We start from the raw sequence: 23,534 nt of genomic DNA, 5'->3' as shown, positions 1-23,534 counted from the left end.
TTTATACTGGTCAAAAATACGTTTTATTTTATTATTGTTTAATTAACCCTCAAAACTCTCCTCTTTAAAACCTATCAAATATAATTTTTCTTTTGCTCGTGTTACAGCTGTATATAACCATCTTAAATAATCTCTATCAACTCCATTTGGTAAATAAGGTTGCTCAATAAAAACAGTATTCCATTGTCCACCTTGTGACTTATGACAAGTAATGGCATAAGAAAATTTAACCTGTAAAGCATTAAAATGAGGATTATTTTTCACCTTTAAAAACTTTCGATATTGTTGTTTTTCCTCTTCATAGTCTTTCATCACTTCTTGATATAATTTATTAGATTCATCATAAGTTAACGAAGGTGATTCACTGTGAATAGTGTCTAAAAGTAACATTGTTTCAAACGAGGGTTGGTTTGGGTAGTCTATCATTCTAATATTTACATTGGCAAACTTAAAACCATATAATTCTTGAATACTAATAATTTTAAGCACTTCAATAATATCTCCATTAGCTATAAAACCAGCGTCCGAATTTTCTTTTAACCAAAAATAATTATTTTTTACAACCATTAGCAAATCTCCAGTAGAGAGTTCTCCTTCTCTATTTAAAATTTTAGCTCTTATTTGTTGATTATATTGATTTGCTCTTTTATTGGAACGAACAATAAATGCAGTTTCTTCAGCACCATTTTTTTCAAAGGATTGATAAATAGCATCTTCAATTTCGTAGCCATCTTGTAATCGAACTATATCTTTAAATGATTTTAATTGGAATTTAAAACTATCTATAAAAAGAGATTTCAATTCTTCCCTTAACTCGGTTGCATTAAACAAAATACCAGAAGCTATGGCTTGTCTCATTACTTCGTCTAATTCAATTTCCTGAATTTCTTTATTAAAATGTAAGGACAACGTATCCTTATTTAAAGCTGGACTAACATCTAAATTAACTGGAGGAAGTTGTGCCGTGTCACCAATAAAAATAAGTTTGCAATTGACTCCTTGATCCACATAAAATATTAAATCATCTAATAAGGAACCGTTTTCATATAATTTTGATTCTTGGGAAGTATCTGAAATCATTGAAGATTCATCAACAATAAAAATGGTGTTTTTAAATTTGTTTTGTTGTAAAGTAAATGAAACACCACCTGATTGAGTCTTTTTTGGAAAATAAATACGTTTATGTATCGTAAAAGCAGGTTTTTGAGCATAATTACTTATTACTTTTGCTGCTCTACCTGTTGGAGCAAGTAAAATATATTTTTTATCTGCATTTTTAAGATAATTAACTAAAGTGGATATAATAGTTGTTTTACCCGTTCCTGCATATCCTTTTAGTATAAAAATCTCATCTTTTTTATTATTTAACACAAAATCAGCAATTTTTTGAAAAAAAATGTCTTGTTTTAATGTAGGTTCAAAAGGAAAGTTATCTCGTAAAGTTTTGTAAAACAGTGAGGAATTCATCATTTCTTAATATTGACTTGTAGAATTTTTCAAATATACTGATGATTTTTTTAAGAAATTCTTTTGAGAAGAAAAAAAAATTGTAGATTTGCGTACCATATAACTAAAAAATTAAATATAAATGTTACTAATCCTTTCCGTAATTATGACATGCCTTGTAGCACTAGGCTTAGTTAAATTGATTGATAAATTCCTGCCAGGTGGTGCTAGACCTATTGTTTCAATACTACTATGGGCTGCTACTTTTTTCCTAGCTTATCTTATCTATGAATCGGTTATGAAGCCAATTCGTTTTGATGAAGCAAAGAACGAACGCTATAAAGTTGCTGTGCAAACACTACTGGATCTTAAAAAAGCTCAATTAGGCTATAAGAAGGTAAATGGTGAATATGCAGATTCATTTGATAAATTGGTAACTTTTATTGATAATGGAACTTTTGACATTATAACTAGAAGAGATACTACAATTATTGATCACAAAAAAAATAGAGCCTTTAATCTTACTGTAAATGAAAAAGGTGAAGGTGGATTTTTTAAAGATACAGTAATCATCAACAAAATTGGTACTGTTTCAGTAAAAGATTCTCTTTTTAAAGGTACAGAAAGATACAGAAATTTAAGTTCAGTTAAATTTAAAGATCTTGAAGTACCAGTAGATTTAAGAACTGGTTTTGTGTTTAGAAATGAGACTAAACTACCTGTTTTTGAAGCTACAATAGATAAAAATGCTCTTTTAGTAGGTTTAGATGAAGAATTACTTGCTCAAGAAAATAAAGTAGAAGATATTAACGAAATTAACGGTGATAAAATAACTCTAGGTTCTTTAGTAGATGTAACTCTATCTGGAAACTGGCCAAAAAGATATGGCAAAAACGATTAACGATATTACAACCAAAAATTATAAAAAGTTGTCCATTCAGGTTTCTCTGAGTGGACTTTCTTTTTGTGTCTTCGATTTAATTACAAAAAAAATAATCACATTTAATACTGTAGAATTTATTAAAAGTAATGTAATTGAAGAGGAATTATGGAAAGTTTTTGTCGATTATACTATACTTTCTAACGCTTATGACGAAATTGTAGTATTGCACGATAATTGTCTAAATAGTTTTGTTCCAAATTCTTTATTTGATTCTAATTTTATAGGAAGTTATCTTCAATATAATGTAAAAGTATTTGATACTGATTTCTTTACATTTGATAAACTTGAAAATTATGATATTAACAATGTTTATGTTCCTTATGTAAATATTAACAATTTCTTATTGGATCAATACACTACTTTCGATTATAAAAACGTAAATTCGATATTAGTAAAAAAAATATTAGATATTTCAATAGGCAATGATGAAAAAGAAGTTTTTGTTCATATTCAAAAAGGTCATTTTGAAATTGTTATAGTAAAGAATCAGCAATTATTACTTTTCAATTCTTTTGAATATGCCACACCTGAAGATTTTATATATTATATTTTATTTACATACGAACAATTACAATTGAGTCCAGAAATTGTTGTTGCGCATTTATTTGGACAAGTAGATGAAACAGACGATTATTTTAAAATAGCGTATAAGTTTATTAGAAACTGTAATTTATTACATACCAATAAATGGATTACAATTTTAGACAGAACTGAAACCGAAATCCGTAATAACTTTATACTCTTTCATTCATGAGAATTATTTCTGGTAAACATAAAGGAAAAAGAATACAAGCTCCTAAAAAGCTACCTGTTCGACCTACAACAGATATGGCCAAAGAAGCTTTATTTAATATTCTTAATAACTATTTCAATTTCAGTGAATTAAAGATACTTGAATTGTTTGCTGGAACAGGAAATATCAGTTATGAGTTTGCTTCAAGAGGAAGTAATACTGTTATTGCAATTGATGCCGATTTAGGCTGTATTTCTTTTATTAAAAAGATTGCAACCGAATTAGACCTAGATATTTCTGCCATTAAATCGGATACTTTTAAATATTTAGAAAGATGCAATTCTTCATTTGATATTATTTTTGCTGATCCACCTTATGACTTATCACAGGAAAATTTTGAAAAAGTGGCCTTGCAAATATTTGAAAATAAAATTTTGGATGAAGAAGGTATGCTTATTATTGAACATTCTAAGCACACAAAACTTGATCATTTAATCAATTTTTCATTTTCAAAACAGTATGGAGGAACCGTTTTTTCCTTTTTTGAATTTGATTCTGATGAAGAAGAAATTAATAAAGAAGAAAATGAAGAAGATTTTTAATTATTTAAATTCTTTTACCATTTTTAAGATGGTTTCAATTCCTTTTTGAGTTTCATCTTCATTATCGAAATAGAATTTATCATCACTATTTTCTAATTTTTCTTCTACAAATGAAGCGATACTTTCAATAATTTCTGCGTTATCAATAGCAAGAATTTGCTTCATTAATTCAATTTTTAAGGCTTGAGTTTTCATACGTGAACAATTTTTTTTAGATTAAACATCATTACTAAATAAGAATTTGAGTAATTAATACTAATTTTAGTAGGATGTAGCTTTTATCAAATTTAACTAAATTAAATTTTCAAAAGAATGATAATTAATTATTTAACGTATAAATAACATTTTAAAGCAAAACGTAAAATTCTTAAAAAAAAGCAGACCTATAAGCCGGATTCTGTCTCCAATGAATTGGAGCCTTATCATTTATCTAGTTCTAATATTACTATTAGAATCAAGCTGCCTACCCTTCAACATCGAACGAGTCGCTCTTATCTAACCTAAGCTAGAGTTGTTGATATACTTGACATTTCACCGCATAGAGTTTACCTGGTTTCACTACAGCATTACCTGTACATACTTTCTGTTGCACTTGTCCTCACCTTTCGATGGATGGGCGTTACCCATTATGCTACTCTTTGGTGTCCGGACTTTCCTCCCTCCGCCTAGGCGGACGACGATAAGGCGGTCTGCGATGCAAACTTACAACAAATTTGATTCTCGTCGAAGAAAATTTAAATTCACTTTAACATTACTTTTAAATAAAATGTTTCTAAAATTGGTAACTTTATGAAAACCAAAATCTTATAATCATGTCTAAAGTATATCACTACGCATCTGTATCGGAAGCACTAACTTTATTAAAAGAAAGAGGCTATGAATACGATTTCAATATTAACAAAATGGAAATTGAACAAAATCCAACTAATTTTGAAATACACCACATTTATAGATATGAAGGAAATACAAATCCAGATGATGAATCCTGGGTTTTTGGAATTCAATCTAAAGAAGGGAAAAAAGGTGTTTTTGTAAATGGTTCTTCTTCAGATTCTTCTGCAGAAGTTATTAAAATTTTACACCAACTGTCTATCAAAGATGAGCATTTAAAATTGTAGGTGTTAACATTTGATTCATTATAAAAAAAGCGATACTTATTTAAAAATATCGCTTTCTTTAGTCAATAGTATTGCTTCGTTTTAATTCATCTTAGCCATGCTAATTTTTTCCAATGTTACTTTCGCATCTCCTCCTCCATTCTTTTTGACAATAATCTCAAAATTCTTGTCAGTCTCTAATAAATTATCAGATACATAATACGAATATTTCAGTTTTACACCGCTTTCTCCAATAGTATGATTATCTTCTGTTCCATGATCATGAGCCACACCAAAAAATGTCATCGTTCCTACGTATTTATCTTCTTCTCCAGGATAACGAAGATAAACCGTATAATAATCTTTAGGCTCTTTATAAACTATTACATCTAGATTTAATACCATATAAGAATTAGCTTCACTTGTAAAAGCTTTATTAGTACTTTTTGAATGTTTGTTAACTACTTTATGTGTAAAAGGAGTACTACCAAGTGTTTTATCTATTTTTTGTTCCCAAATAATTTTTTGCTTTGGATCTTGAAATACCACATTTTTCTTTGTCTTTGATGTTGTAGAAGCCAAAACAGCAGGATCTGAAGTATATAATAAATTATCATAAGTATAATCTAAATTAAACACCACTGCATATAATTCATCCATAGTATAAGTAATATGATCTCCATTAGGTGCTATAAACTCATACGTCCAAGGATTAGCTTTTAATTCCTCTAATGTAGGACGTTGTCCATAAATAGTCACATCCCAAGATTCCCAAATGCGATCAATCATACTGTGATGCAACCAAAACACAGGATCAAAACCCGCAGAAGGCACATTAGCCATTAATCCAGAATAGTTGTCTAACTGATAAATTGAATTATAATACGATTCACTTGGAACAGCATATTCTCCACCAATTAAATCGTGCATATAACCATGTGGAGCAATTTCTAAACTTCTACTAAAACCAGCATCTCCAGTAAAAGAAGGATTGGTCTTCAATTCATTAATAGACTGCTCAATAGCTATAACATTATCGGTTGGAATAGGTTGTCCATTATTAAGCACACTATATCTTGCTTGTTCATATAAGGCACTTTTCTTATTGCTTACCTCTTCTGGCATCACATTATTCTCTCCATAATTCCAATATGGAAGAGCAAAATCCTCTTTTCCAGATAATTCTCTTACAATTTTTTCTAGATACCAAATATACATTCTATGCCAAAGTAAGAAATGTAATTTTGCATTTTGGGTACCATTATGAGTACAATCGCCCCAAGCCCATAATTTATCTGCACTGGTTTGATATTCTGGACAAAGTACATTTTTCCCATTAATAGTGGCAGGAATATTATGCATAGCTCCTTGATAATACCATGCTAAACCCTTTTCGCAACCCATTTTGCGCATTTTGCTAAAAGCAGAATCCATAGCAACAAGATCGGCTTGTGCTTCAGGAGTATGAGCATTTCGTCGCACATACTTGGCATTGCTTTTGGACTGACTATAACTTAAGGCAGTCATCAAAAAGACGGATAATAAAAGAATGATTTTTTTCATGTTTTTAGTTTTAGTGAATATTAATTGTTTATTTGATTACATTAGAATACATCCACTTCAAAAGTTAATACTTCTGAATAATCGGGATTTGCTTTGTCATAAATTTTAAACTTAACGATGCCTTTCCCTGTTTTTTTAGCAGGAATTACATGAATGGCAATAAAACCTTGCTGATCAGCATTTAGTTTATTAAAAACAGACCCTTTTGGAATGCCTATTTGACAAGCTCCATGCTGACACATAGAACAATCCCATTCTTTAGGAAAGGAGTTATAGATGGTTTCCCAAACCAAATAAATAGGTTTGTTTGAAATGTTTTCCACTTTAATTTTGGAAATATCCAATCGTTTATTTTGCGACAAACTCTCTTTATTGGTAGCATTTCCCACTACAGAAAAGGTGGGTTTACTCTGAGCAAATGTCCAAGTGAAGGACAAAAGAATAAGAAGATAAAATAGTACTTTTTTCATGTTTCATTATTTTGTGTTTGTTTGTTTTATTCTAGTAAAAAATAGGAATACTTGCTTTGTGCACTACCTTTTCTGAAACAGGTTCTATAAAACGGTAAACCAATTTTTCTTTCTCCTTTACCGCTTCCAAAAAAGCCAAAAATTCCAAACATTCACCTGGCAAAAGTTGGATTAAATACCCTTCTGTTGCTTTGTTAATTGCTTTTGGTTTACCAAAAACCAACTCTACTTTCAAATTCTTTGGAAATTGTATCTCATGTTGATACAAACCTGCATTCACTACACGTAAAAGCACTGTTTCATTTTTATTCGCTATAGCTTGTAAACCTGCTGCTTTTTTTGCTGGCTTACCATTAATTAAAAAGTAATTAGGCTTATAATCAGGAAGTAAAATAGGTTTGTTTAGGTCACTATGCTCTACATTCATTATAGCATCTGTGTGCCATTTTAGGTCCATTTCATAGCTACACCATAGTATTTCATTTTTTGCCTTTATAGATTTTGAATCCTCTTCTTTTGTTCGTATGATAATGGTTCCAAACATACCTGCTTGAAGATTGAAGGGATAATTTTCAGGACTGTAATACAAATAAGTGCCTGGTTTTTCGGCTTTAAAAGTATAGAAGCCGTGTTCCATGTGATCTATGGGTTGCTTTTTCAATACTGTTTTAGCTTCTTCATCATATTGTAAAAACGGAATGGCATTACATGTTAAAGAAACTGGATTTCCTTGTGATATGTTCCAAAAATCTACAGCTATACTATCTCCAACCCTTGCTTCAATACAAGGACCAGGCAAAGTAATTTGTCCTGAGAGTGAAGTACTAAACCCGAAAACCCTAACCGTTGCCTGTTTTTTAATAGCTAATTGCCCCGTTGTTCTTCCAATTAATAAGTGTTCTTTTTGTGCAAAAGAAGTAGCCCTTGTAAGCATAAGAAAAGCTACCAGTAAAATACTATTGCCTCTTTTTACTACTACATTCCTATTGATTTTCATTGGTAACTATTTATTCAATTTTACTATAACTGATTAATTAGCAATCAAAATTAGACTATTTTAAAATTAAAAAAACGCGTATAAATACCTGTTTTTAAATATTTACCTAAATTATCTATAAGTAGTGATTCAATAAAAAAGAGTTTTTGGAGTTCTAAAAATGCTCTTGCAGGTGTTTTATTATTTTCAAAAATTAACTTTGACGAAAATAGAAAATTTGGAGTATTTAATTATACTTACTCGGAAGGAGACATTTACAATGCAAAATATTTTTTGGCACATATTAAAAAAGAAGACGGAAATTAGAAATTGGATGAAGTTACTAAATTTACTCGTCATTACTAATAATAATGTTGATAAAAGCCATTTATGGTAATTGCTATCTTTAGCTCTTTTTCTGAATTTTCTCCGAAAATTCCACGAGGAATTGTGTACATGTAATCTTTTATTATAAATTTACACAACTGTCACAAGTGGCTGAACGTCTTTGGACAAAATTTAAACCAAATTAATTCAAATGAACAAACAACTTCTATTATTACTTCTTATTAGCTCATTGAGCAGTTGTATAAAAGAAAAAAACGCAAACTTTAACAACGAACAAGAAAAAACTTTAAATGGAGATTTTTATGAAAATTCGGAGGCCTCTCACCTTAATGATAAAGGAATAGAATTATGCAAAAATGGAAATTATAAACAAAGCAAAGAAGTTTTTTTAAAAGCATTGGAATTAGAACCAAACAATCCAACTACATTGAGTAATTTAGGTTTAAATAGTTATTTAGATTATGATTATGAGAATGCTATAAAATATTATCAAGAATCTTATAAAATTTCAGACTCAACATTTCATATTGCTGCGATAAATTTAGGGCTGACGTACTTTTACAATGAAGAGTTTGACAAAGGAATAGCAATCACCAACTATGTTATTAAAAACGCAAAAGACAATAATTTTTTATCTTCTGCCATTGTTCATCGAGCATTGAACTATCTAGGTAAAAAGGAATGTGACAAAGCTCAAACTGACTTGAATTTTATCATTTACAATTTTAAGGAAATTGAAAATATTGAATACCACATAAAAGATTTAACAGATAGAATAAAAAACTGTGTCGAACACAACTAGTATAATCCATGAAAAGAACACTTCTCCTATTGCTTTTTGGAATTTTGGTGAATGTATCATTTGCACAAGAAGTCAAATCCATCTATACCTTTAAAAAAGAACAACAAAAAAAGATATTCCACTATTCTGAGTTAGATAGTCTGATTTTGTATAATAATGGAAGCTTTTATCGTCGCTATCATTATAAGTATCATGAAATAAAATATTCTGAGTTAAAAGGAAACTACACAATTGAAAATGGTCTTTTGTATTTAAAAATTACTGCCAATAAATCAAGTTTTGGAGATAAGGAATGGTCAAACTGTAATGAAGTACTAACCTATCGTATCAAAAAGAAGCAATTGATTCCTAATGACTCACACTTTAAATCCTATGCAAAACAGCGCTTGAAGTTGAATGAATAAAAGAGTTATCGCTATGTTTTTTATCTATAATTCCACAAGAGTTTTGTACTTGTAATCTTTTTAATCTAAATTTACGCAACTGTAAAAAGTAGTAGAACATTGTGCAACATAATAACCCTGAACTTACTCAAAATGAATATTGATTTAATAATGCACTTTATTTTTTTTATTCCTTTATTGATTGTTGCTTTTAATCAAAAAAAATTAAAATATAAAGATATTTTCCTAAAATATTTACTGATTTCTATTGGAGTTTTATTTTTAGGAATTCTATATGATAATTTTTTAGCTAAAGAGAATAAATCAATCGTTTATTATAGCTCACAAATGACTATTACTTTCCTTTTATTATATAAAATAATTCGAATTCCATACTATCTGATTTTCAAAAGAGAACCTGAAATATCAAAAATGCCTGAAAATAAAATTGATATTATTCCAACAATAATTATTACGGTTGGGACAATGGCATTACCTTTTATAATTGATACTTATATCATTCAGAAAATAATACTATAAATAGGCTGCTTAAGAGCTTTGTATGTTGCATAACCACTCATATAACAATCAGGAAAGCTTAAATAACCTAAAATTTTATGTTTTTTCACCTATTTAACATATTTATAACGTTTTTCTTACAATTTGTAGCATATCGTTTGTAAATGTTTTTTCATATAAACTTTTAAATAATAAAAACATGTCATTAAACAACTTAGGAGTATATCATCTTACTCCAGCACAGAAACAAGCCATTGATGATGCTTTAACTAGCATTGAGGCAAATTTAACTGAGGTAACGCAAAACCTATCTTCCGAAGAACGTCAGAAGTTTGGTAGCATTAAAGAAACTAATAAACTATTGGTCGACAAGTGTAGGGAATTCCAACAAACACAAGGTTCGTTAGCCTCACCAGATGTCGACTGGACTGAGTTTGAAGCCGACTATCAGGATCGTGTTTTTGCTGATACACGTTTAGACCGTTTGGCTACATTAACCCGAATGTTGAGTGACTTTAAAATTGTGCACGATTATGACAACTACCAGGACGCACTTACCGATTATGATTACAGCAAATACAAATCGAGTACAAAAACACCTGGTTATACAGGAAAAGTAGATGAATTAAAACAGTTTTTTCCTAATACATCTAATGGTTCCCCAATAGCAGCAAAAAATAATACAAACGAAACCGAGTAATAGTCAAGCTTTTTGTTTTTCATACCCGTAATAACAAATAATTGAGTAATCCATAATTTTTTAGATTATTACTCTTAAAGGAGTGTCTGACCAAGGCACTCTTTTTTTTATTTAATGAAAAATTAAAAACTAAAAATTAAAAACTAAGGACTAATCACTTAACCGCAAACTTGTCCCCTGTTAAGGGTTACATTAGAAGCTCCACAATGTTGAATAGCAAATGAGATGCACCAGCATGACAAGTTTGTGGATGTCGTTTGGGTGTTTTGGCACGCTGATTTTTCTGATTATCGCTGATTACTTTCACTAAGAACTAATCACTTAATTATACACAATCTTGTCATCTTATAAAGGGTTTAAGTATAGCATCGCCCTACTTAGTGTATGAAAAAGAGCCTTATGTAAAATAGAAAATACAACAACAAAATGATTCTCCTCTAATTCACTCTACATTTAACTAATCACTCACTACTAAGGACTAATCACTATTCACTATTCACTAAATTCCATTTTCCTTTTGAATAATCATAAATTGTATACTATATTTGTAGCTCAATTAATGCAATGGAACAATTTATAGTATCAGCTCGAAAATACCGTCCGCAAACATTTAAAGATGTTGTTGGGCAAAAGGCTATTACCAATACATTGTTGAATGCTATTGAGACCAATCACCTTGCACAAGCTTTATTATTTACAGGACCAAGAGGTGTTGGAAAAACCACTTGTGCTCGTATTTTGGCACGAAAAATTAATCAGGAAGGATACGATGATCCTAATGAAGATTTCTCTTTTAATGTTTTCGAATTAGATGCTGCTTCCAATAATGGTGTTGATGATATAAGAAGTATTATTGACCAAGTAAAAATACCACCACAAACTGGGAATTACAAGGTTTATATTATTGATGAGGTACACATGCTTTCTCAGGCTGCTTTTAATGCATTTCTTAAAACATTAGAAGAACCACCTAAGCATGCTATCTTTATTTTAGCAACTACTGAAAAGCATAAAATTATCCCTACGATTTTATCGCGTTGTCAAATATTTGATTTCAAAAGAATTACTGTTAATGATGCCAAAGAGCATTTAGCAGAAATAGCCACAGAACAAGGTGTAACTTTTGAAGACGATGCTTTGCACATTATAGCTCAAAAAGCAGACGGAGCCATGCGAGATGCTTTGTCTATTTTTGATAGAGTGGTTTCTTATTGTGGCACTAATTTAACCCGACAAGCGGTTACTGAAAATTTAAACGTACTTGATTTTGAATACTATATTAAAATCACCGATTTAATTTTAGAAAATAAAATTCCTGAGTTGCTAATGGCTTATAACGAAATTTTAGCCAAAGGTTTTGACGGACATCATTTTGTAGTTGGTTTAGCTTCTCATTTTAGAGATTTACTAGTCTGTAAAAATCCAATTACTATCTCTTTATTGGAAGCAGGAGAACAAGCACAAAGTTTATATGCAGCGCAGTCTCAAAAAGCTTCTCAAGACTTTTTATTACAAGGAATTGATTTGGCCAATGAAACCGATTTAAAATACAAAAACAGTCAAAATCAACGTCTTTTAGTGGAACTTTGCTTAATGCAATTAGCCTCTATCACTTTTGATGGAGAAAAAAAAAAGTTAAGTCCTATATAATTCCTGCCACGCATTTTAGAAATGCCAACTATTCTATTACTGAAGTTAAAAGTGGTAATAGTCAAAGGTCAGAAGTCGAAAGTCAAAAGTCAAAAGTTGAAAATCAACAACCAACAACTATTACCCCACAACAGATAACTGATAACAGTCAACAAATAACAAATAATAGTCCGAAAATATCTGCTCTTTCTTTGTCTAGTATTAGAGCCAAAAAAGAGTTAGAAGCCAAGCAAGCACATCATCAAAAACACCACGAGGAGCTACCTACAGAAAGTTTCACTGAAACCGATATGCGTTTAACTTGGAATAAGTTTGCCCAACGATTAACCGATCAAGGAAAACGTTTAATGGCTACTTATATGTTGATGAATGATCCAGTTTTACAAGGCACTACTATTACCTTAGAATTGCCAAATGAAAGTACAAAAGAGGAATTTTTAACAGGTTATCATGATCTTTTAGGCTATTTAAGAGGAAAACTTCACAATCATGACATTACAATTGAGGTAAAGGTAAATGAGTCTACAGAAACAAAATATGCCTTTACTCCTCTTGAAAAATATGAAAAACTAAAAAGCATTAACCCAAACATTGAATTGTTGAAGAGATTGTTTGATTTGGATGTGTAGTTATTATTAAAAAAATGAAATATATCACAATCAAATATTGAAATAAAATCAGAAATGGCATGACCTCTAGAATTGACATAAAAAATGCATTATTATTTTTAATACTCTTTATTTCTTTTAATGGTTTTAACCAAGAGAAGCTAGATAAAAAGATTGATGAGGCAATAGCTATTTATGAAGATGGTGACGTTGATAAAGCTTATGAAATTTGGAAAAAAATTGAAAATAAAGCTAATAAAAAGTCTTCTACTTATGGAACAACTTTAAGTAATATTCTTTATTATTATATTGAGAAAAAGGATGAAAAAAACTTCTTGAAATACTATTATAAAATTATAAACTCTGACTTGAATGATAGAGATTTAAAACATGAAATTGGAAAACCGTTTAAGAATTATCGATATCATGCAACAATGCGTATTGCTAGCTATTATGGTGGCAATAAAGAATTTGAAAAATCTTTAGAATTCATCGAAAAAGCAGATACTGAAATTGTTTTTGAATCAACTTCACTAACAGCATATATTTATGAAAAAGTAGATTTAGCCTTTTGGAAATATCATCTTTTAAAAGATTTGAAGCAAAATGATAAAGCCATATCAAAATTAATAGAAAGAGCTTTTGAATATGATTATAAAAACATGTACCTAAATTGGGCTACAGTATCTAAAAGTAGTGATGAGAATGAATTAGCTGAAACAATTTGTGAAGAATTTTTAGATATAAATTCACTAAAAACAGAAATTGATTTTGCTATTGATAACTTAAAATTAGATACCTCTAAAAAAACCATTGAATTAGAAATATTCAAAATTCATTATACCATAGATTTATATACCGATTTAGAAAGTATTACTCAAGCAAAAGAATATTTAAAAAATTCTTATTTTTATTCCTATTTACAAGAGAAAAGTAATAAATAAAAGAGTTTTTATGAACGGAATAATTTACATAGAAAACTTTATCGCTGATTCTTCTCATTTATTTGAATTATTGAAAACAAATGTAATTTGGGATGAGAGAATGGTAGCCCGAAAAACGGCTAGTTTTGGTAAATCGTATGATTATTCTCAAATTCATTATCCATATCAGGAATTTCTACCTGAAATAAGCGAAATTATTGATAAAGTAAATAATACCTTAAATTTTGAACCGAATAATTGCTTGATAAATTATTATTTAGATGGTAAATCAAAAATGGGCTTTCACTCTGATCAAACCGATATTCTTTTTAATGGAACTGGTGTTGCAATAGTTTCTCTAGGTGAAACAAGAATTTTACGCTTTAGAAATATTGAAAATAAAGAAATTACGAAAGATTATCTTTTACAATCTGGTTCTTTATTTTACATGACAAGTGAATTGCAGAGCGAATGGCAACATGCTATTCCAAAATCGAATACTGAACATGGCAGAATGAGTTTGACTTTTAGAAAAATGAAATAATTTTAAAAAACAATGAAATTAATTGTACTCGATATTGATGAAACTTTACTTCATGCAAAAGAAAAAGTTATACATGACAATTTCGATTTCAAAATATTTGATTATTATATTTATAAAAGACCATGGCTTGATGAATTTCTTTTAGAAATAAAAAAACATTTCAAAGTTGCTATTTGGTCTTCTGCTTCAGATGATTATGTTGCTGAAATTGTTTCTTTAATTTTTCCAAAAGATTATGACTTGCAATTTGTTTGGGGACGTTCAAAATGTACTTTACAAATAGACTCACAAAGTATTGATGATTATGGATATTTCGATTATTTCAATCACATGAATTACAGTAAAATACTAAAAAAAGTAGAGCGTAAAGGATATGCTAAATTGAAAGACATATTAATGATTGATGATTCTCCAAGAAAATGTAAATATAATTATGGCAATGCTATCTACCCTACTGAATTTTTAGGTGATGCAAATGATAATGAATTAAAACTTTTATTAAACTATCTAATTACACTAAAAGAAGTTGAAAATGTTAGAAAAATTGAAAAAAGAAATTGGAGAGAGATAAACACTAAATAGGGTATTATTTTTGATATCATTAGGAAAACTAAAATCAAATGAAAAAAAACATACTATTTCTTATTCCAATTTTATGCACAAGTCTTTTATCTGCTCAGAACAATAACTACATTGGTACTTATGAAAAAACAATCAAAGCAAATAAAGGTGAAGTTTTTAAATATGAATTAAATATTAATGCTGACAGCACTTTTACTTTTCATTTCTTTAGAAACATAGGTCAAGCTATAAGTGTAGATGAAAATAGTTATGGAAGAGGAACTTGGAAAGTAGTAAAAAATATCTTGTGTTTTTATACTAATAAAGAAAAAGATATTGATGAAAAGTATTCTTTAAGTTTCACCAATACTACTGGAAGATTTGACCACAAAAATAAAAGCCTTTTTCGTTTTTATCGTTCGAATATTTCATGGTTGGAAAAACGAACTTTAACAAAGATTGATTAAACTTACCTTAACTAATCAAAAAAAATGAATCCTCCTAAAACATCAGAAGATTTTATCTTGGAATTTTATCACTCAATAGATTTGATTGATACGCTGGGAGATTTAAGAATTCGTCAGTTTATTACTAGATTAGAAAAGGTTGATGATACTATAATTTTTAATGGAATAATTAAAACTTTTGAAGATACTTCTAGAGAAAAAACTTTATATTTAGATCAAAAATATGCTGGAATAATATTACAAAAAATCAATCCAAAAACCGAAATTGATTTAACATACATTTTAAATTCTACTATTGCAAATTGGAACAAAAGTGTAGAAGAATTTCCATTTTGGATTAAAGAAAATTATGGGATGATTAATGTTAAAGCAAAAATTATTGATTTTGAACGTCAAGACTTGTCAGATTTACAAAAAGATAAGATAAAAACAATAAAATGGTGGTTACAAATTTAAAAATACCATTAATAAACAATTCCTTTTAAAGCATTTTCTTTCCTTATATAATTTTCTAAAGAATCTCTATACATTAAAGATATTGAATCACCTTCGGTATTCTTATAAAAATCATATAAGTTATAATAGCGAAATCCTTTATTTTCCCAATTGACATCTATCCATTCATCAAAAACTTGAAAGCGTTGTTCTTCAGTTAGTTCTTCTCCATAACGTAATACAAAATTTACTTTAGTTTGAATAAAAGTTTTAAAGTACTTATAAGGTTCTAGTATCTTGTCATAATTTTCTAAAGCTGCTTCTACATCACCTCTACTAGCTAAATTTGTTGATTTATTCAACAAACGAATTGCTTGATTTAATTCACTGGATTTATTAATATTATAAAAAGCAATATGAATAAAATCCTCTCTAAAACTTAATCCAGTTGTAAATGATTTATAATCATAAATCTTTACTTTATCATTAACGATTTTTAAAATTATCTCTGTGATTTCTGGAGCGTTTTCTGTTTTAGTATAAATAAAAAAATGATACTTTTTATTTTCTAGATAATTACTTATTATCTTCATTTTCTTATACTTTCTATACTCAGAATGTAAATCTTTAAAATATTGAGATGCATTATGATTTACTGTATTATAACTAAATATCGTTTTGCTCTTTCCTTTATTTTTATATCCTAAAGAATCTGAGAGAGCATTAATCTCTAAAATAATATTATTTTCATCGATATACTTTTCTATTCTTGTAAATTCTCCCTTTTTTAAAAGAACAACTAAATTATTAGTCACTTGTTTAAAACGAGTATTATCATCAACTGAATTGCAAGATACAAATTGTAAAAAAAGAAAAACAATAGTGCAATAGGTACATTTTTCATTCACCATAATTTAAATCCTTCCATAATACATCGCTTTCACTATTCCGTCTGAAAGTCCTATTTTAGGTACAAAAATTTGTCTTGCACCACTCCATTTCATAGCATTAAGGTAAATGCGTGTTGCTGGAATGATAACGTCTGCACGGTCAGGATTTAAGCCTAATTCGGTAATACGTTGCTCGTAAGTTAGACTATTTAATTTTTGGTATTGGGAATTAATATATACATAAGAAAGTGGTTTATCTTGATGTTTTTCCGATAATTTAAACAACTTATTAATATTTCCTCCAGAGCCTATCATGGTAATTTCATCATAAGGAGCGGTCATGGTTTTTATCCATTTCTCGATTTCTGTCCATACAATGTCATTAACCATATTATTCAATAAACGAACTGTCCCATTTTTAAAGGATTTTGAAGCTACTATTTTCCCTTCTGAAAAAATAGAAAACTCGGTACTTCCTCCTCCTACATCTACATATAAAAAGGTTTTATCTGTATTTATAAATTGTTTTAAATCTGAGGAAGCAATAATTGACGCTTCTTTTTTACCGTCTATAATTTCTATTTTAATATCGGCTTTTTTCTTAATCAGGGCTAATATTTCATCATTATTATAAGCTTCTCTCATAGCTGAAGTAGCACATGCTTTGTATTTTTCTACTTTGTGTACTTTCATTAGAAGACTGAAGGCTTTCATAGCATCAACCATTCGATTTACATTCTCTTCGGAAATTTCACCAACAGTAAATGCTTCTTGCCCAAGACGAATAGGCACTCGAACTAGTGAACTTTTATTAAATTGTGTGGGTTTTCCTTCTTCTTCAACTATATTAGTTATCAAAAGACGCATAGCATTGGAACCAATATCTATGGCTGCATATTTTTTTAATTTAATCATCTATCTCTTTTTGTAAAATTGTAATCTTACAATGTTTTTTTTTAGGATACTTCTGCTTTTTTAGAAATAGCAGTTAATTTTTCTTTATAATAATTGTACATTTCTAGTTGGGCACGAAAAGGTTTTTCACCATCTATTTTTCGATACTCATTCTTTAAACTCTCAGAATGAATTCTTGCTTTAATATTTGCTTTCCAACCTATTTCAAATGTTTCCATGAGTTCATTCTTAATATCTTCATCATAGATAGGACAAGTAACTTCAACTCTGGCATCTATGTTTCTAGTCATAAAATCAGCTGAAGAGATATATACTTCTGGATTATTATTATTGGAAAAAATATAAACTCTAGAATGCTCTAAATAATTATCTACAATACTTATAGCTTCAATATTTTCACTCATTCCTTTAATTCCAGGAATTAAGCAACATATTCCTCTTATTATCATTTGAATTTTAACTCCTGCATTGCTTGCTTCATACAGTTTGTCTATCATTTTAAAATCAGACACACTGTTCATTCTTAGTTTTATGTAAGCTTCTTTTCCTGAAAGAGCATTCATAATTTCTCTATCAATCAATTTCAAAAACTTAGAACGTGTGTAATGTGGTGATACAAATAAATGTTTGTAACGATGTACTTTATAATTAATTTCAAAAAAATCAAATACTTTAGAAACATCTTTTAATATAGGAGTATTTGAAGTAAACAGAGTAACATCTGTGTAAACTTTTGCCGAATTTTCATTGAAATTACCAGTTGATATAAAACCATATCTTTTTATTTTCGTATCTTCAATTCGTTCAACAATGCATATTTTGCTATGTACTTTTAGACCTTTAATTCCAAAAATTAGATTAATTCCTTCTGTTTGCATCTGTTCTGCATAAGAAATATTACTAGCCTCATCAAATCGTGCTTTTAATTCGATTTGAACTGTTACTTTCTTACCATTTTTTGCTGCATTAATCAAAGAGCTAATAATTTGAGAGTTTTTAGCCAATCGATACAGTGTTATTTTAATAGAAACTACTTTTGGATCTAAAGCGGCTTCTCGTAGAAACTTAATGATATATGAAAAAGATTGATAAGGGGCATTCAATAAGTAATCTTTTTGTTTTATTTTTTCTAATATACTTCCTTCTATATTTAAACCTGGAATAGATAAAGGAGGATTCTTTTTGTAGAGTAAATCGTATCTTCCTAGATTAGGAAAACTCATATAATCTCTACGATTATGATATCTTCCTCCAGGAATAATACTATCTGAACTATCAATATGCATTCTTTCTAATAAAAATGCCAAAGTATCTTTACCTATTGCTTGATCATATACAAAGCGTACTGGTTCTCCTACTCTACGCTCTTTAACACTATCGGAAACTTTTTCTATAAAACTTTTACTTAAATCACTATCAAACTCAAGTTGAGCATCTCTTGTAATTTTAATCATGTGAGCAGATATACTCTCATAATTAAAAATATTAAAAATGTAATTTAAATTCAATCGAATAACATCGTCTAAAAGTATAATGTATTGCTTTTCTGAATTTGTAGGTAATACAACAAATCGATTAACAGTACTAGGAATTTCTACAACAGCATAACGTATCTCTTTTTCTTTATTAGTTTTTTCTTTATTAGTTGAGGATTGAGATTCATCATTCATTACTAATTTTATTGCTAAATAACCAGAAGTATCCTTTAATAAAGGAAATTTATCTAAGTCATTTAACATAATTGTTACAATTGCAGGACTAACAGTTTGAATAAAATAGTCTCTAATGAAAATCTCTTGCTCTTTAGAAATTTGTTTTTCGTTAACAATGAAGATGTTTTCTTTTTCTAGCTTTTGCTCTATCTCACTTAAAATTCGTAAACTTTCAGATTGATGGTCAATAACAATTTCTGTAATTTCTTTTAATAAAGTTTCTGCAGAAATGCCTCCTAAAATTTTTTCGCTATCCACATTTTCAAACCGCATTCTACGAATAGCAGCATAACGAACTCTAAAAAATTCATCCAAATTATTTGAAAATATTCCTAAAAAACGTAATCGATCTAATAATGGTACAGATTCATCAGCAGCTTCTTGTAATACTCTAGCATTAAATGTTAGCCAGCTTTTTTCTCTGTCAATGTATTTGTTTTGTGATGTGTTGTTCATTTTTGTAATGACTTGGGAAAACGGTTTCAATTGTCTTTCCTTTCTTTAAATTCATCCAATCATCAATATCAAATTGCATAGAAACAAAACCTGATGTTGGAACATTATCAATTAAAAGGCTTCCAAATTTATTAACAAAATTTGTAATAGCTTCATTATGTCCGAAAAGAATTAGGTTATCATATCTATTTTCACATTTTTTTATGATTTGTTCCAGTTTTTTCTCATCAAAAGTGTATAATTCGTCTTTGATAATAACATTTTCAAATGGAATCATTAAATTTTGAGAATAAATAATAGCAGATTCTTTTGCTCTTTTGGCATTGCTAGACCATACAATAAAAGACTTTGGCAAAAGTGATTGTATATTAGAAGAAATTAAATGCGCATCTTGAATTCCTCTTTTAGACAAAGGCCTTTCAATATCATTTACAGGTAATTCCCAACTAGATTTTGAGTGACGTATAAGGATTAAATTTTTCATAATCATTAATTTATTCATATAAAGTAAATGCTTTTTTTTTATATAAACTAACAATTCATTTAAAAAAAATAACGCAAAAGATTATTTAGTAAATTTTATAAAAAAACGTAAAAAATAGTATTATAAACCTACAAATTAGGTTAAATTTATAGCAAAAGAAAATAAAAGTTAAAACTTTTTAGTTATAAAATATTGATTTTATATAGTTTAAGCCTTACTTTTATTCTAAATTGTTACTAAAACAATCATAGATAAGATTATTATCAAAGCCTATGAAAACAAAATTACTTATACTTTTTTTTACTCTTACTTCTATCTTGGCTTTCTCACAACAAGATTCACAATACACACAATATATGTATAATACAATCAATATCAATCCAGCTTATGCAGGAAGTAGAGAGATATTGAGTACTTTTTTATTGCATAGAAATCAATGGGTTGGTCTTGATGGTGCTCCTGTAACTAATAATTTTTCTATAAATACGCCTTTAGGTGTAAGTAATTTTGGAATTGGATTATCCTTTGTAAATGATAAAATTGGGCCAACAGTAGAGAATTCTATTTCTGCTGATATAGCTTATTTTATAGCAATTTCAGAAAATTTTAAATTGTCTGTTGGACTAAAAGGAACAGCTAACTTGTTTAATTTAGACATTAATAAATTAAATATTTACGACCAAAATGACCCAGAGTTTCAAAATTTAAAAAGTGAATTTTCTCCAAATATTGGTGCTGGGCTTTATTTGTTTTCAGAAAATACTTATTTCGGATTATCAATTCCTACTATATTTGAAACTAATAATTATGATGATAATGTGGTAGCAATTACAAAGCAAAAAATGCATTACTATTTTATAGCGGGACAAGTTTTCGATTTAAATGAAAACTTAAAGTTTAAACCTGCTTTATTAGCCAAAATAGTTGAAGGAGCTCCTTTACAAGCAGATATTACTGCTAATTTCTTAGTTAATGACAAATTAACTTTAGGAGCCTCTTATCGCTGGGATGCAGCCGTGAGTGGCTTAATTGGTTTTCAAATTTCAAAATCATGGTTTGTAGGTTATGGCTATGATACGGAAACAACACATCTAAGTAATTATAATTCTGGATCTCATGAAATATTTTTACGATATGAAGTTTCTATAATTAATAGAATTACTTCACCTAGGTTTTTTTAAAAGATAAAAATTATGAAAAAGATATTTACCCTTCTATATATTATTTTTTATTTCTTAGGAAATGCTCAGGAAACAAAAATAGAAATTGCTGATAAAAAATATAAAAAATACTCTTATATAGATGCTATTAAAATTTATGAGAAAGTAGCAAATAAAGGTTATAAATCACCCGAATTATTTAAAAAACTTGGAAATGCATACTATTTTAATAGTGAATTAGACCAATCTGTAAAATGGTATAAAGAATTATTTGATTTAAATACAGCAGTTGAGCCCGAATATTATTATCGCTATTCTCAATCTTTAAAATCTATTGAAGAATATAAAAAAGCTAATGAATATCTCGAATTATTTAATCAAATAGCAAATGATTCAAGAAGTAATAAATTTGAAAAAAATAAAAATTACATTGAAGATATAATAGAAAATTCTGGGAATTATTTAATTGAAAAAATTACCATTAATTCAAAATATTATGATTTTGGGACATCGTTTTATGGCGATAAAATTGTTTTTACCTCTTCTAGACCTGATAAGGCTTTAATAAGGAAAACTCATGATTGGACAAATCAAAATTTCACAGATTTATATGTTTCATCGATTAATGAAGATAAAACTTTAACCGAACCAGAAAATTTTTCTCCAACCGTAAATTCTAAATTTAATGAATCTTCTGCTGTTTTTACAAAAGATGGTAAAACAATGTATTTTACTCGAAATAATTTTTTAGATGGTAAAAAAGGAAGAGACAAAGGAATGGACAAAGAGCAAACAACTCTTATAAAAATTTATAAAGCGAGTTTAATTGATGGTGAATGGTCTAATATTAAAGAACTTCCGTTTAATAGCGATTTATATAGCACAGCACATCCTACATTAAGTGTTGATGAAAAAATGCTTTATTTTTCTTCAGATATGCCAGGAACATTAGGTGGTGCAGATATTTTTAAAGTGTCTATTGACAAAAATGACAAGTATGGGAAACCTGAAAACTTAGGTTCTACAGTAAATACGGAAGGAAGAGAATCGTTTCCTTTTATAGCTCCAAATGGAACACTTTTTTTTGCTTCTGATGGTCATTTAGGACTTGGTGGTTTAGATATCTTTGAATCTAAATTTAAAGATGATTTATTTCAAGAACCTATTAACATTGGTAAACCTATAAATAGTGCGAAAGATGACTTTGGTTTTATAATTAATTCTGAAAAAACAGGGTATTTTACTTCAAACAGAAATGGTGGTGAAGGCTTTGATGATATTTACAAATTTAGAATTTGCACAAATACCATTTATGGCAAAGTAACCGATTTAAAAACAAATGAAATTTTACCTATTTCTACTGTAATTTTACTAGATGAAAATATGAAAGAGATAAGTAAAATAACCACTAATGATGAAGCGCATTATTCTTTTGAAATTGACTGTAACAAAAAATACTATATTAGGGTTATAAAAGAAGAATATGAGACTGTTGAAAAGCCAATTATTCCAACAAGCGAAAATGAAAAGACTGAGTTAAACATAGAATTAGGAAGAATAAATATTCCATTTGAAATAGGAACCGATTTAGCTAAAGTTTTAGATATAAGTATAATTTATTTTGATTTAGATAAATCTAACATTCGTCCAGATGCAGCAGAAGACATACAAAAAGTGATTGAAGTAATGAAAGAATATCCAAAAATGCATGTTGACATTCGTTCACATACAGATAGCAGAGAGACACACAAATACAATGAAGGTTTGTCTGACAGAAGAGCAAAATCTACATTAGAGTTCATGGTTGCAAATGGAATTGAAAGAGAAAGACTAACAGCAAGAGGTTTTGGAGAAACAGAATTAATTAATGAATGCTCAGATGGTGTTTTTTGTAGTGAAGAAGATCATCAAAAAAATAGAAGAAGTGAATTTATTATTTCTAAACTATAATACTTAAATCTTCAAGAAAAGAAAAAAGGCATTACGTTGGCGGTAGTAATGCCTTTTTAACAAACAAATAAACAAACATGAAAAATTTATATATTATAAATATTTTATTACTATTTAAAATTTATACGATTTAGGGCAAAAAGGTATAAAAAAATTTTCATTGTTAATATTAATAAGTGTTAAATCATTACTTACTC

The 23,534-nt window shown here is 28.6% G+C and carries 26 protein-coding genes and 1 other RNA gene; 17 read left to right on the top strand and 10 right to left on the bottom strand.

Annotated features, from left to right (window positions below):
- Positions 1-42: 42 nt before the first annotated feature.
- Positions 43-1,467, bottom strand: coding sequence for an ATP-dependent DNA helicase (locus ACULEV_RS07350; protein ID WP_445458530.1), 1,425 nt, complete (start codon positions 1,465-1,467; stop codon positions 43-45).
- 121 nt (positions 1,468-1,588) lie between these two features.
- On the opposite strand from ACULEV_RS07350, the gene ACULEV_RS07345 reads away from it, so the two are divergent.
- Genes ACULEV_RS07345 through ACULEV_RS07335 form a run of 3 tightly spaced genes read left to right on the top strand, consistent with a single transcriptional unit; the run spans position 1,589 to position 3,724 of the window.
- Positions 1,589-2,347, top strand: coding sequence for a hypothetical protein (locus ACULEV_RS07345; RefSeq protein ID WP_445458021.1), 759 nt, complete (start codon positions 1,589-1,591; stop codon positions 2,345-2,347).
- A complete protein-coding gene (locus ACULEV_RS07340) occupies positions 2,331-3,143 on the top strand; it encodes a DUF3822 family protein (RefSeq protein ID WP_445458020.1) in 813 nt (270 codons plus the stop codon). Before ACULEV_RS07345 ends, ACULEV_RS07340 begins: the two co-directional genes overlap by 17 nt.
- Entirely contained in the window at positions 3,140-3,724 is a 585-nt protein-coding gene (locus ACULEV_RS07335) for an RsmD family RNA methyltransferase (RefSeq protein WP_445458019.1), read from the top strand. The genes ACULEV_RS07340 and ACULEV_RS07335 overlap by 4 nt, the downstream gene beginning before the upstream one ends.
- On the opposite strand, the gene ACULEV_RS07330 is transcribed toward ACULEV_RS07335, so the two are convergent.
- Positions 3,725-3,919, bottom strand: a complete 195-nt coding sequence (locus tag ACULEV_RS07330) for a hypothetical protein (protein WP_445458018.1) — start codon at positions 3,917-3,919, stop codon at positions 3,725-3,727.
- A 175-nt stretch (positions 3,920-4,094) separates the two neighbouring features.
- Positions 4,095-4,420: RNase P RNA component class A (gene rnpB, locus ACULEV_RS07325), an RNA gene on the bottom strand.
- A 116-nt stretch (positions 4,421-4,536) separates the two neighbouring features.
- On the opposite strand from rnpB, the gene ACULEV_RS07320 reads away from it, so the two are divergent.
- Positions 4,537-4,842, top strand: a complete 306-nt coding sequence (locus tag ACULEV_RS07320; protein ID WP_445458017.1) for a hypothetical protein — start codon at positions 4,537-4,539, stop codon at positions 4,840-4,842.
- An 81-nt stretch (positions 4,843-4,923) separates the two neighbouring features.
- Here ACULEV_RS07320 and ACULEV_RS07315 read toward each other — a convergent pair whose 3' ends face one another.
- The 3 genes from ACULEV_RS07315 to ACULEV_RS07305 are packed head-to-tail and all read right to left on the bottom strand — an operon-like array spanning position 4,924 to position 7,851.
- Positions 4,924-6,384, bottom strand: a complete 1,461-nt coding sequence (locus ACULEV_RS07315) for a tyrosinase family protein (protein WP_445458016.1) — start codon at positions 6,382-6,384, stop codon at positions 4,924-4,926.
- Between the two features lie 41 nt (positions 6,385-6,425).
- Positions 6,426-6,854: a hypothetical protein gene (locus tag ACULEV_RS07310; RefSeq protein ID WP_445458015.1), complete on the bottom strand. Its 429-nt coding sequence runs from the start codon at positions 6,852-6,854 to the stop codon at positions 6,426-6,428.
- A 31-nt stretch (positions 6,855-6,885) separates the two neighbouring features.
- Positions 6,886-7,851: a multicopper oxidase domain-containing protein gene (locus ACULEV_RS07305; RefSeq protein WP_445458014.1), complete on the bottom strand. Its 966-nt coding sequence runs from the start codon at positions 7,849-7,851 to the stop codon at positions 6,886-6,888.
- A 517-nt stretch (positions 7,852-8,368) separates the two neighbouring features.
- Between ACULEV_RS07305 and ACULEV_RS07300 the strand changes: the two genes are divergently transcribed.
- The 11 genes from ACULEV_RS07300 to ACULEV_RS07250 all read left to right on the top strand — a co-directional run bounded on the left by ACULEV_RS07300 (position 8,369) and on the right by ACULEV_RS07250 (position 15,791).
- Positions 8,369-8,980, top strand: a complete 612-nt coding sequence (locus ACULEV_RS07300) for a tetratricopeptide repeat protein (protein ID WP_445458013.1) — start codon at positions 8,369-8,371, stop codon at positions 8,978-8,980.
- Positions 8,981-8,988: 8 nt separating this feature from the next.
- Positions 8,989-9,384 (top strand): hypothetical protein, encoded by a 396-nt coding sequence (locus tag ACULEV_RS07295; RefSeq protein WP_445458012.1) that lies wholly within the window; start codon positions 8,989-8,991, stop codon positions 9,382-9,384.
- Positions 9,385-9,516: 132 nt separating this feature from the next.
- On the top strand, positions 9,517-9,903 hold the full coding sequence (locus ACULEV_RS07290; protein WP_445458011.1) for a hypothetical protein: 387 nt from the start codon (positions 9,517-9,519) through the stop codon (positions 9,901-9,903).
- 178 nt (positions 9,904-10,081) lie between these two features.
- Complete coding sequence (locus ACULEV_RS07285; protein ID WP_445458010.1) at positions 10,082-10,582, top strand: hypothetical protein; 501 nt, start codon at positions 10,082-10,084, stop codon at positions 10,580-10,582.
- A gap of 564 nt (positions 10,583-11,146) precedes the next feature.
- A complete protein-coding gene (gene dnaX / locus ACULEV_RS07280) occupies positions 11,147-12,232 on the top strand; it encodes a DNA polymerase III subunit gamma/tau (RefSeq protein WP_445458009.1) in 1,086 nt (361 codons plus the stop codon).
- A gap of 191 nt (positions 12,233-12,423) precedes the next feature.
- The gene (locus ACULEV_RS07275; protein ID WP_445458008.1) at positions 12,424-12,861 is read left to right on the top strand and encodes a hypothetical protein; all 438 of its coding nucleotides are present in this window, start codon (positions 12,424-12,426) and stop codon (positions 12,859-12,861) included.
- Between the two features lie 59 nt (positions 12,862-12,920).
- Entirely contained in the window at positions 12,921-13,784 is an 864-nt protein-coding gene (locus ACULEV_RS07270) for a hypothetical protein (protein WP_445458007.1), read from the top strand.
- Positions 13,785-13,794: 10 nt separating this feature from the next.
- Positions 13,795-14,307 carry an alpha-ketoglutarate-dependent dioxygenase AlkB gene (locus ACULEV_RS07265; protein ID WP_445458006.1) on the top strand — a complete coding sequence of 171 codons (513 nt, stop codon included), beginning with the start codon at positions 13,795-13,797 and terminating at the stop codon, positions 14,305-14,307.
- 12 nt (positions 14,308-14,319) lie between these two features.
- Entirely contained in the window at positions 14,320-14,889 is a 570-nt protein-coding gene (locus tag ACULEV_RS07260) for an NIF family HAD-type phosphatase (protein ID WP_445458005.1), read from the top strand.
- A gap of 38 nt (positions 14,890-14,927) precedes the next feature.
- Positions 14,928-15,335 carry a hypothetical protein gene (locus tag ACULEV_RS07255; protein WP_445458004.1) on the top strand — a complete coding sequence of 136 codons (408 nt, stop codon included), beginning with the start codon at positions 14,928-14,930 and terminating at the stop codon, positions 15,333-15,335.
- 24 nt (positions 15,336-15,359) lie between these two features.
- On the top strand, positions 15,360-15,791 hold the full coding sequence (locus tag ACULEV_RS07250; protein WP_445458003.1) for a hypothetical protein: 432 nt from the start codon (positions 15,360-15,362) through the stop codon (positions 15,789-15,791).
- 8 nt (positions 15,792-15,799) lie between these two features.
- Here the strand turns inward: ACULEV_RS07250 and ACULEV_RS07245 are convergent, their stop codons facing one another.
- Genes ACULEV_RS07245 through ACULEV_RS07230 form a run of 4 tightly spaced genes read right to left on the bottom strand, consistent with a single transcriptional unit; the run spans position 15,800 to position 20,227 of the window.
- Positions 15,800-16,681 (bottom strand): hypothetical protein, encoded by an 882-nt coding sequence (locus tag ACULEV_RS07245; protein WP_445458002.1) that lies wholly within the window; start codon positions 16,679-16,681, stop codon positions 15,800-15,802.
- Between the two features lie 3 nt (positions 16,682-16,684).
- Positions 16,685-17,575, bottom strand: a complete 891-nt coding sequence (locus ACULEV_RS07240) for a Ppx/GppA phosphatase family protein (RefSeq protein ID WP_445458001.1) — start codon at positions 17,573-17,575, stop codon at positions 16,685-16,687.
- 41 nt (positions 17,576-17,616) lie between these two features.
- Positions 17,617-19,743, bottom strand: coding sequence for a polyphosphate kinase 1 (gene ppk1, locus ACULEV_RS07235; protein ID WP_445458000.1), 2,127 nt, complete (start codon positions 19,741-19,743; stop codon positions 17,617-17,619).
- Positions 19,712-20,227, bottom strand: a complete 516-nt coding sequence (locus ACULEV_RS07230) for a SixA phosphatase family protein (RefSeq protein ID WP_445457999.1) — start codon at positions 20,225-20,227, stop codon at positions 19,712-19,714. The genes ppk1 and ACULEV_RS07230 overlap by 32 nt, the downstream gene beginning before the upstream one ends.
- A 272-nt stretch (positions 20,228-20,499) precedes the next feature.
- On the opposite strand from ACULEV_RS07230, the gene ACULEV_RS07225 reads away from it, so the two are divergent.
- Positions 20,500-21,408 carry a PorP/SprF family type IX secretion system membrane protein gene (locus ACULEV_RS07225; RefSeq protein ID WP_445457998.1) on the top strand — a complete coding sequence of 303 codons (909 nt, stop codon included), beginning with the start codon at positions 20,500-20,502 and terminating at the stop codon, positions 21,406-21,408.
- 12 nt (positions 21,409-21,420) lie between these two features.
- Positions 21,421-23,337 carry an OmpA family protein gene (locus tag ACULEV_RS07220; protein WP_445457997.1) on the top strand — a complete coding sequence of 639 codons (1,917 nt, stop codon included), beginning with the start codon at positions 21,421-21,423 and terminating at the stop codon, positions 23,335-23,337.
- Positions 23,338-23,534 lie beyond the last annotated feature (197 nt).

The organism is Flavobacterium sp. HNIBRBA15423, from assembly GCF_052655965.1.
Note: the sequence above shows the minus strand (reverse complement) of the source record. Positions and strands in the feature narration are given on the sequence as shown.

Coding starts and splice junctions, on each gene's coding strand:
- ACULEV_RS07350 (WP_445458530.1), bottom strand. CDS start 1,467: ATGAATTCCTCACTGTTTTACAAAACTTTACGAGATAACTTTCCTTTT.
- ACULEV_RS07345 (WP_445458021.1), top strand. CDS start 1,589: ATGTTACTAATCCTTTCCGTAATTATGACATGCCTTGTAGCACTAGGC.
- ACULEV_RS07340 (WP_445458020.1), top strand. CDS start 2,331: ATGGCAAAAACGATTAACGATATTACAACCAAAAATTATAAAAAGTTG.
- ACULEV_RS07335 (WP_445458019.1), top strand. CDS start 3,140: ATGAGAATTATTTCTGGTAAACATAAAGGAAAAAGAATACAAGCTCCT.
- ACULEV_RS07330 (WP_445458018.1), bottom strand. CDS start 3,919: ATGAAAACTCAAGCCTTAAAAATTGAATTAATGAAGCAAATTCTTGCT.
- ACULEV_RS07320 (WP_445458017.1), top strand. CDS start 4,537: ATGTCTAAAGTATATCACTACGCATCTGTATCGGAAGCACTAACTTTA.
- ACULEV_RS07315 (WP_445458016.1), bottom strand. CDS start 6,384: ATGAAAAAAATCATTCTTTTATTATCCGTCTTTTTGATGACTGCCTTA.
- ACULEV_RS07310 (WP_445458015.1), bottom strand. CDS start 6,854: ATGAAAAAAGTACTATTTTATCTTCTTATTCTTTTGTCCTTCACTTGG.
- ACULEV_RS07305 (WP_445458014.1), bottom strand. CDS start 7,851: ATGAAAATCAATAGGAATGTAGTAGTAAAAAGAGGCAATAGTATTTTA.
- ACULEV_RS07300 (WP_445458013.1), top strand. CDS start 8,369: ATGAACAAACAACTTCTATTATTACTTCTTATTAGCTCATTGAGCAGT.
- ACULEV_RS07295 (WP_445458012.1), top strand. CDS start 8,989: ATGAAAAGAACACTTCTCCTATTGCTTTTTGGAATTTTGGTGAATGTA.
- ACULEV_RS07290 (WP_445458011.1), top strand. CDS start 9,517: ATGAATATTGATTTAATAATGCACTTTATTTTTTTTATTCCTTTATTG.
- ACULEV_RS07285 (WP_445458010.1), top strand. CDS start 10,082: ATGTCATTAAACAACTTAGGAGTATATCATCTTACTCCAGCACAGAAA.
- dnaX (WP_445458009.1), top strand. CDS start 11,147: ATGGAACAATTTATAGTATCAGCTCGAAAATACCGTCCGCAAACATTT.
- ACULEV_RS07270 (WP_445458007.1), top strand. CDS start 12,921: ATGACCTCTAGAATTGACATAAAAAATGCATTATTATTTTTAATACTC.
- ACULEV_RS07265 (WP_445458006.1), top strand. CDS start 13,795: ATGAACGGAATAATTTACATAGAAAACTTTATCGCTGATTCTTCTCAT.
- ACULEV_RS07260 (WP_445458005.1), top strand. CDS start 14,320: ATGAAATTAATTGTACTCGATATTGATGAAACTTTACTTCATGCAAAA.
- ACULEV_RS07255 (WP_445458004.1), top strand. CDS start 14,928: ATGAAAAAAAACATACTATTTCTTATTCCAATTTTATGCACAAGTCTT.
- ACULEV_RS07250 (WP_445458003.1), top strand. CDS start 15,360: ATGAATCCTCCTAAAACATCAGAAGATTTTATCTTGGAATTTTATCAC.
- ACULEV_RS07245 (WP_445458002.1), bottom strand. CDS start 16,681: ATGGTGAATGAAAAATGTACCTATTGCACTATTGTTTTTCTTTTTTTA.
- ACULEV_RS07240 (WP_445458001.1), bottom strand. CDS start 17,575: ATGATTAAATTAAAAAAATATGCAGCCATAGATATTGGTTCCAATGCT.
- ppk1 (WP_445458000.1), bottom strand. CDS start 19,743: ATGAACAACACATCACAAAACAAATACATTGACAGAGAAAAAAGCTGG.
- ACULEV_RS07230 (WP_445457999.1), bottom strand. CDS start 20,227: ATGAAAAATTTAATCCTTATACGTCACTCAAAATCTAGTTGGGAATTA.
- ACULEV_RS07225 (WP_445457998.1), top strand. CDS start 20,500: ATGAAAACAAAATTACTTATACTTTTTTTTACTCTTACTTCTATCTTG.
- ACULEV_RS07220 (WP_445457997.1), top strand. CDS start 21,421: ATGAAAAAGATATTTACCCTTCTATATATTATTTTTTATTTCTTAGGA.